General features: G+C 66.6%; 5 protein-coding genes. 2 read left to right on the forward strand and 3 right to left on the reverse strand.

What is annotated here, in order from left to right; translation table 11 throughout:
* Positions 1–27 precede the first annotated feature (27 nt).
* Together dnaB and allB are read left to right on the forward strand one after the other, a co-directional pair.
* A complete protein-coding gene (gene dnaB / locus JF66_RS04495; RefSeq protein ID WP_035875702.1) occupies positions 28–1401 on the forward strand; it encodes a replicative DNA helicase in 1374 nt (457 codons plus the stop codon).
* 122 nt (positions 1402–1523) lie between these two features.
* The gene (gene allB / locus JF66_RS04500) at positions 1524–2897 is read left to right on the forward strand and encodes an allantoinase AllB (RefSeq protein ID WP_051973117.1); all 1374 of its coding nucleotides are present in this window, start codon (positions 1524–1526) and stop codon (positions 2895–2897) included.
* Between the two features lie 17 nt (positions 2898–2914).
* Here allB and xdhC read toward each other — a convergent pair whose 3' ends face one another.
* From xdhC to JF66_RS04515, 3 genes are read right to left on the reverse strand one after another with little or no spacing between them, the layout of a single operon-like run.
* Complete coding sequence (gene xdhC / locus JF66_RS04505) at positions 2915–3736, reverse strand: xanthine dehydrogenase accessory protein XdhC (protein ID WP_035875704.1); 822 nt, start codon at positions 3734–3736, stop codon at positions 2915–2917.
* A 1-nt stretch (position 3737) separates the two neighbouring features.
* Positions 3738–6113, reverse strand: a complete 2376-nt coding sequence (xdhB, locus tag JF66_RS04510) for a xanthine dehydrogenase molybdopterin binding subunit (protein ID WP_035875706.1) — start codon at positions 6111–6113, stop codon at positions 3738–3740.
* Positions 6110–7600, reverse strand: a complete 1491-nt coding sequence (locus tag JF66_RS04515) for a xanthine dehydrogenase small subunit (RefSeq protein WP_035875707.1) — start codon at positions 7598–7600, stop codon at positions 6110–6112. Before JF66_RS04515 ends, xdhB begins: the two co-directional genes overlap by 4 nt.
* Positions 7601–7840: the final 240 nt, after the last annotated feature.

The following is a 7840-nucleotide window of genomic DNA, read 5'->3' on the forward strand; positions in this document are numbered from 1 at the left end:
TGAAATACGTCAAGAAAGAGGTGCCGAGTGTCGATCGCTCAGCTTGGCCTAGCCACAACCAACACAGCGGAACCGCGCCAAACGGAACGTATGTTGCCGCACGACCTGCTCGCCGAACAGAGCGCCCTCGGTGGAATGATGCTGAGCAAGGACGCCGTTGCTGACGTCGTGGAGACCGTGCGCGGTGGGGACTTCTACGTCCCCAAGCACGAGATCATCTTCGATGCCATCCTCTCGCTCTACGCACAGGGCGAGCCGACCGACGTCATCACGGTCACGGACGAACTTACGAAACTCGGCGAGCTGACTCGTGCCGGCGGCGCAGACTACCTGCATACGCTCACGAGCCTCGTTCCCACCGCAGCCAACGCCGGCTTCTACTCCACGATCGTGGCCGAGCGTGCTCTGCTCCGCCGCCTCGTGGAGGCAGGCACTCGTATTGCCCAGATGGGCTACTCGGGCGAGGGAGAGGTGCTCGACCTCGTCAACACGGCTCAGGCGGAGATCTACGCCGTTACCGGCGGAACCCAGACCGAAGACTACGTGCCCCTCACCGACGCCGTGACCGCGGCCATCGAGGAGATAGAGGCCGCGAAGCTCAAAGACGGCCAGATGAGCGGCGTACCGACCGGGTTCGCCGACCTCGACGAGCTCACCAACGGTTTCCACGGCGGTCAGCTCATCATCGTGGCGGCCCGACCTGCTCTGGGTAAGTCCACGCTCGCCCTGGACTTCGCGCGGTCCGCATCGATCAAGCACGACATGCCCAGCATCTTCTTCTCGCTTGAAATGGGGCGGAGTGAGATCGCGATGCGTTTGCTCGCGGCGGAGGCATCCGTCCCCCTCCAGAGCATGCGCAAGGGCATGGTCGAGCCGCGTGACTGGACCACGATCGCTGCGACCCGCGGCCGCATCAATGACGCCCCGCTGTACATCGACGACAGCCCCAATATGACCCTCGTGGAGATCCGCGCCAAGTGCCGTCGACTCAAACAGCGCGTGGGTCTCAAGCTTGTCGTGATCGACTACCTGCAGCTGATGACGTCGGGCAAGAAGGTAGAGTCGCGGCAGCAGGAGGTCAGTGAGTTCTCGCGTGCCCTCAAGCTGCTCGCCAAGGAGCTGCAGGTTCCCGTGATCGCCCTCTCGCAGCTCAACCGTGGCCCCGAGCAGCGCGCCGACAAGATGCCGGCCATCAGCGACCTTCGTGAGTCCGGTTCGCTTGAGCAGGACGCCGACATGGTCATCCTGCTGCACCGTGAGAGCGCCTACGAAAAAGACAACCCGCGCGCGGGCGAGGCCGACCTGATCGTGGCCAAGCACCGTAACGGCCCGACGCGCACCGTCACCGTGGCCTTCCACGGCCACTACTCGCGCTTCGCCGACATGGTCGCCGGCGGCTGATCGGTCACTGGAGTGCGCCCTCCTCGGGTGAGTGCGCCCTCGGGCACCGGAAAGGGGCCTGGCGGGCGCCTGGCGGGCGCCTGGCGCGCGCCTGGCGCGCGCAATGCTGCGAGAGTAGGGCCATGAGCACTCACACGCCTCTGGCCGGCGTCACCACGACCGGTGGATACGACCTCGTCCTGCGTGGCCGCCGGATCATGACCGAGGCCGGTGTGGGACCGCATGAGGTCGCTGTTCGCGACGGCATCATTGTGGCCGTCGAGGCGTTGGGCGCAGGGTTGACCGGAGCGACGGTGATCGAACTGGCGAGCGATGAGACCCTGCTTCCGGGGCTCGTCGACACCCACGTGCACGTCAATGAACCGGGACGCACCGAGTGGGAGGGGTTCGCGTCCGCGACGCGGGCGGCCGCCGCGGGCGGGGTCACGACCATCATTGACATGCCCCTGAACAGCATCCCGCCCACGGTGACCGTGGATGCTCTGAATCTCAAGCGCCGCGTCGCCGAGGACCAGGTGTTCTGCGACGTCGGTTTCTGGGGCGGTGCCGTGCCCGGAAACCTGGCGGATCTGGGGCCGCTGCACGAGGAGGGCGTCTTCGGGTTCAAAGCGTTTCTGGCTGCCTCCGGCGTGGAGGAATTCCCTCATCTGTCCGTCGAGGAGATGGGGGCCGCCCTCGCGCAGCTGGAACCCGTGGACTCCGTGCTGATCGTGCATGCCGAGGATTCGCAGGCCATCAGCGAGGCAGCGCCCGCGGCCGGGAGTCACTACGACGCCTTCCTCGCGTCCCGGCCGCGGGCGGCGGAGAACCTCGCGATCGCCGATGTGATCGGGCACGCGCGCACGACCGGCGCGCGTGCTCACATCCTGCACGTGTCTTCGTCCGATGCCCTGCCGAGCATCGCCGTGGCCAAGGCCGAGGGTGTGCGGATCACCGTGGAAACCTGCCCGCACTACCTGACGCTCACGGCTGAAGAGATTCCGGACGGGGCCACGGCGTTCAAGTGCTGCCCGCCTATCCGCGAAGCCGCGAACCGGGAGCTGCTCTGGCAGGCGTTGCTCGACGGGACCATCGACTGCATCGTCTCCGACCATTCCCCGAGCACCCTCGACCTGAAAGATCTCGACGGTGGCGATTTCGGCGTGGCGTGGGGTGGGGTGTCGTCCCTACAGCTCGGGTTGTCGTTGATCTGGACGGAGGCACACCGGCGGGGAATCTCGCTCGAGCAGGTGGTGCGGTGGATGTCTGCCGCGCCGGCGGCCATGGCCGGCCTCACGCGAAAGGGAGTGCTGGGGGTCGGGTACCACGCCGACCTGGTCATTTTTGCCGCAGAGGACACCTTCGTCGTTGACGTGAGCAGACTGCATCACCGCAACCCGATCACCCCTTACGCGGGTCGTTCGCTTTCCGGGGTTGTCCGCCGCACCTTCCTGCGCGGCACGGAAATCGACGGACGTGAACCTCGGGGAATGCTGCTGCGGCGCGACGCGGCGTAGACCGGCGCGCCGAGGCCTCACCCGTCCGTCGGGGTGAGGTCGTCTCCTCGCTCAAATCGTCGCAGGAGCTCGGCGGCGACGCTCACGGCGATGGCGGCCGGGTCCTTCGAGGTGATATCCCCGATTCCGATGGGGGTGTGGATGCGTCGCAGTTCCGTCTCCGTGTGCCCCTCCGCCAGCAAACGCACCCGAAAACGTGACCATTTCGCGCTCGATCCGATCAGGCCGATGGAGCCGAGGGCGCGGCGGCGAAGAGCGGTGTCGCACAGCACCATGTCCTCGGCGTGATCGTGGGTCATGACCAGCACATGAGTGCCGACCGGCAGCTCGTTCAGCACACCCTCCGGAGCAGGGGTGTGATGCACATGCACCGTGGCCACGGCGCCGTGCAGATCGCTCAGACGCTCCTCGGTCACCATGCTCGCGCGGGAGTCGATGAGATGAAGCTCGATGTCATGGCGCACGAGGATTCGGGCAAGCTCGAACCCGACGTGGCCGAGCCCGAAGACGGCGACCGCCGGGATCACCCGGATTGGTTCCAGCAACATCGTGACCTCCCCGCCGCAACACTGAACACCATGGATGGCCGGGGCTTTGTCGCTGAGCTGGAGCGTCAGCATGTCCGGTTCAGCCACGTTCCGCGCAAGCATGTCTCGGGCGAGTTCGGTGGCCGTCACCTCGAGATTTCCGCCGCCGACGGTGCCCCACGCGTCGTCAGACGACACCACCATCTTGGCTCCGCTGGCCCGTGGAACGTGGCCGCGTACCGCGGCGACGGTGACGATCACGCCGGCCTGGCGCGTCGCACGCAGGCGCGTCAGGGCGTCGAGCCATTCCATGTCAGGCGTCCGCGAGGGCAGGGTCGAGCGCGACCGTGCGCTCGACGTCCTGCCGGGCAGCCGTGAGCGCCCAGTACACGGCCTCGGGCGTTGCCGGTGACGCGAGCTCAACGCTGTATCCCGGAGCACCAAAACTCGCCGCAGCCTGCCGGAGCGCCTCACGAACGCTGAAGGAGAGCATGAATGGCGGTTCGCCGACCGCTTTGGAGCCGTAGATGGCCCCGTCCTCTGTCGCACGCTCCAGCAGTGCCACGTTGAATATCTGCGGCATCTCCGAGAAGCTGGGCAGTTTGTAGGTACTGGCGGACTGGGTGAGCAGCCGCCCGCGGCTGGGACCGTCGCTTTCATCCCAGCGCAGGTCTTCCAGCGTGAGCCAGCCGGCGCCCTGCACGAAACCGCCCTCGATCTGACCGATGTCGATCAAGGGCGACAGGGAATCACCCACATCATGCACGATATCGACGCGGCGAATCGTGTACGCGCCGGTGAAACCATCCACCTCAACCTCTGTTGCTGCGGCGCCGTAGGCGAAGTACTTGAACGGTTCGCCCTGCATCCGGTCGGGGTCCCAGTGCAGTCCCGCGGTGCGGTAGAAGCCGGCCGCCCAGAGCTGTACGCGCTGCATGTACGCGGCGGCGGCCACCTCGCCGAAGCTAAAGATCGCCGAGTTCGGTTTGCCGAGACCGGTGACCTTCCCGTCCGCGAAGCGAACGTCCTGGGCGTTCACGCCGAGCAGTCCGGCGGCGACGTCGGCCATGCGTGACCGAATCTGATCGCAGGCATTCTTCACCGCGCCACCGTTGAGGTCGGTCCCCGAACTGGCCGCCGTCGCAGAGGTGTTGGGAACCTTGTCGGTGCGGGTGGGGGCCAGGCGCACGGCCTCGAGGGGGAGACCGAGCGCGGTCGCCGCAACCTGAAGCATCTTGGTGTGCAGACCCTGTCCCATTTCGGTGCCGCCGTGGTTGATGAGAACCGAGCCGTCTTTGTAGACGTGCACCAGAGCGCCGGCCTGGTTGAAGGCGGCGAAATTGAACGAGATACCGAACTTGACCGGGGTAATGGCCAGGGCGCGCTTCACGTGCGGGTGAGCGGCGTTGAAGACCTCGATCGTTTTCGTACGGGACTCGAAGTCGCTCGTCGTGGAGAGCTGGTCCCACACCGTGCGGAGCCGCTCCGCGTGACGAACCGGCTGACCGTAGGGTGTCGCCTGGCCTGGGCTGTAGAAGTTCTGTTGACGCAGCTGCGCCGCGGCCACCCCCAGGGCGGGGGCGCACCGACCGAGGATGTCTTCGATCACGAACATGCCCTGAGGGCCGCCGAAACCGCGAAAAGCCGTCTGCGACGTCTTGTTCGTCTTGGCGATCCGACCGTGAACCTCAATATCCGGAATCCAGTAGGCATTGTCGACATGGCACAGGGCTCGCCCGAGAACCGGTTCGGACAGGTCGAGGCTCCAACCGCCATCCGCGGTCAGTGTTGCCTGGAGTCCGAGAATTCGGCCGTCCTCGCTGAAACCGACGCGCCACGTGGCGTGAAACGGATGCCGCTTTCCGGTCATCGTCATATCCTGCGTGCGATTCAGGCGCAGACGCACGGGCCGACCGGTGAGGAGCGAACCGAGGGCCGCGACGGCGGCGAATCCATGCGGTTGCATTTCCTTGCCGCCGAAGGCGCCGCCCATGCGCAGGTTCTGCACCGTGACGGCGTTGCTACTGAGAGCGAGCACGTGGGCCACGATCTCCTGGGTCTCCGACGGGTGTTGCGTGCTGCACTGCACGAAGACCTGCCCTCCGTCGTCGATCTGGGCCAGGGCTACCTGCGTCTCGAGGTAGAAATGCTCCTGTCCGCCGAATTCCGTCACGCCCTCGAACACCCGTGGAGCGCTGTCCAGGGCGGCACCAGCGTCGCCCCGCTGCACGGTCCGAGCCATGCCCTGGAAGGATTCGGCACTGATGGCCTCTGCCACGGTCACCACCGATGGCAGGGCTTCATAGTCGACAACGACGGCCACGGCACCGAGCCGGGCGGCCTCCGCGGTTTCGCCCAACACCCAGCACACGGCCTGGCCGAAGAACATCACTTCAGAGGGAAACAGTGGTTCGTCGTTCTTGATGCCGGCGTCGTTCACGCCGGGAACATCGGCTGCGGTGAGCACCCGAACCACACCGGGGACCAGTAGGGCCTTTTCGGCGTGCAGGCCGATGACGCGGGCATGCGCGTGGTTGGCTTGGACCGGCCAGGCGGTGAGCACGCCGACCGTCTGGGCGGTCAGGTCATCGGTGTACATGGCCGTGCCCGTAACGTGCTGCACGGCACTCTCGTGTGCAACGCTGCGGCCGACGGATGCTCCGGCGGGACGTGAGGACAGGGTGCTCATGAACCGAGCTCCTGATCGACAGCGGCATCCGCGTAGAACTTGAGCATGGCCTGCTCAAGCATGGCGCTGCGATACCGGGCGCTGGCTCGATGGTCATCCATCGGGGTGCCCTCCGCTCCGAGCACGAGAGCGGCGGCGGCCGCGGTTTCGCTCGTCCACGGCTGCCCGATGAGGGCGCGTTCCGTGTCACGGGCACGCATCGGTGTGGCGGCCACTCCGCCGAGGCCCACTCGGGCCCGACGAACAACACCGTTCTCCACGTCGATGGCCCAGGCGACGGCCACGCTCGAAATGTCGTCGAAGCGACGCTTGGAGATTTTGTGAAAGCCGCACAGTGCGGCCAGCGGGAGCGGGATGCGAACGGCCAGGATGAGCTCGCCCGGCCGCAGAACGGTTGTGCGATAGCCCGTGAAATAGTCCTCGAGGGCGACCTCGCGCTGACCGTCGCTGGACGCGAGCACCAGACGGGCGCCCAGGGCGAGCAGTGCCGGGGGAGCGTCACCGATCGGTGATCCGGTACCGAGGTTCCCACCGAAGGTCGCTTGGTTGCGGATCAGCCGTGAGGCGAATTGTGGGAATAGATCCGCCAGCAACGGCACCCGTCCGGCCAGAACGCGCTCCGCCTCGGACAGAGTCACCGCCGCACCGATCTGCACGAAATCGGCTCCGACGTCGACCCCGCGCAACTCGGGCAGGGCATCGATCGCGATGACGACGGGGCTGCGGCGTCCACGGAGGTTCACGTCGACTCCCCAGTCCGTCGACCCGGCGACCAGAACGGCTTCGGTGTGCTCGGCGAGGAGTCCCACGGCGTCGGCCAGCGTGGCCGGGCGCACGAATGTGCCATCTGGGGCCGTGAGGACCGTCGATACGGGGCCGGCCGACGGCCGGTCGCGGCGCGCGGCCAGGACATCGTCTGGGTCTGGGTCTCCGAGGGCGTAGGCCGCGTCGCGGATCGGCCGGTATCCGGTGCAGCGGCAGAGATTGCCGCTCAGGGCATGCAGGTCGAACCCGTTGGGTCCACGCTCCCCGCATGCCTCCGTGCCGGCGAGGTTGCCGGGGTCGGCGGGAATGTCATCGGTGCCCCGGCCGCGGCGGTAGAACTCAGCCGCCATGCTGCAGGCGAAACCTGGCGTGCAGTAGCCGCACTGTGACCCGCCGCGTTCCGCCAGCTCCGCCTGCACCGGATGCAGCGCGTCGGCCGTTGCCAGCCCCTCAGCCGTGACAACCTCCTGCCCGTCGAGTGCGGCTACCGGGAGCAGGCACGAGTTCACGGCGGTCCACACGGTCCCGTCCGAGTCGTCGGACCGAGCCACCATGATCGCGCAGGCACCGCACTCTCCTTCGGCGCAGCCTTCCTTGGTGCCCGAGAGGCCGCTCTCGCGCAGCCACTCCAAGGTGGTGGTGTGGGCGCGGGCTCCGCGAATGTCCCGACGTTTCCCATTCACGGTGACACTGAGACTGTCCGTGGCGCTGAGCGGTTCCATGATTTTCCTCACTCTGGTCTCCCCCGTGACACGCAGTACTTGAATCTGATGCGAGCCTAACGGCATCCATAAAGATTAGTCGTCCAGCCTGGCGGTGACCGGCCCGCTCGCGACGTAGCCAACGAACGAACACACGACAGACGCTCTAGTGTCAGTGTCACGGCTGGTCACATTCACCTGGGGGTTCGGAAATGCACGTGATGACTACATTTCTCGTGACCGGCGTCACGACGGGCGACG

The sequence above is a fragment of the Cryobacterium sp. MLB-32 genome, from assembly GCF_000738085.1.
In the GTDB taxonomy this organism is placed as follows: Bacteria; Actinomycetota; Actinomycetes; order Actinomycetales; family Microbacteriaceae; genus Cryobacterium.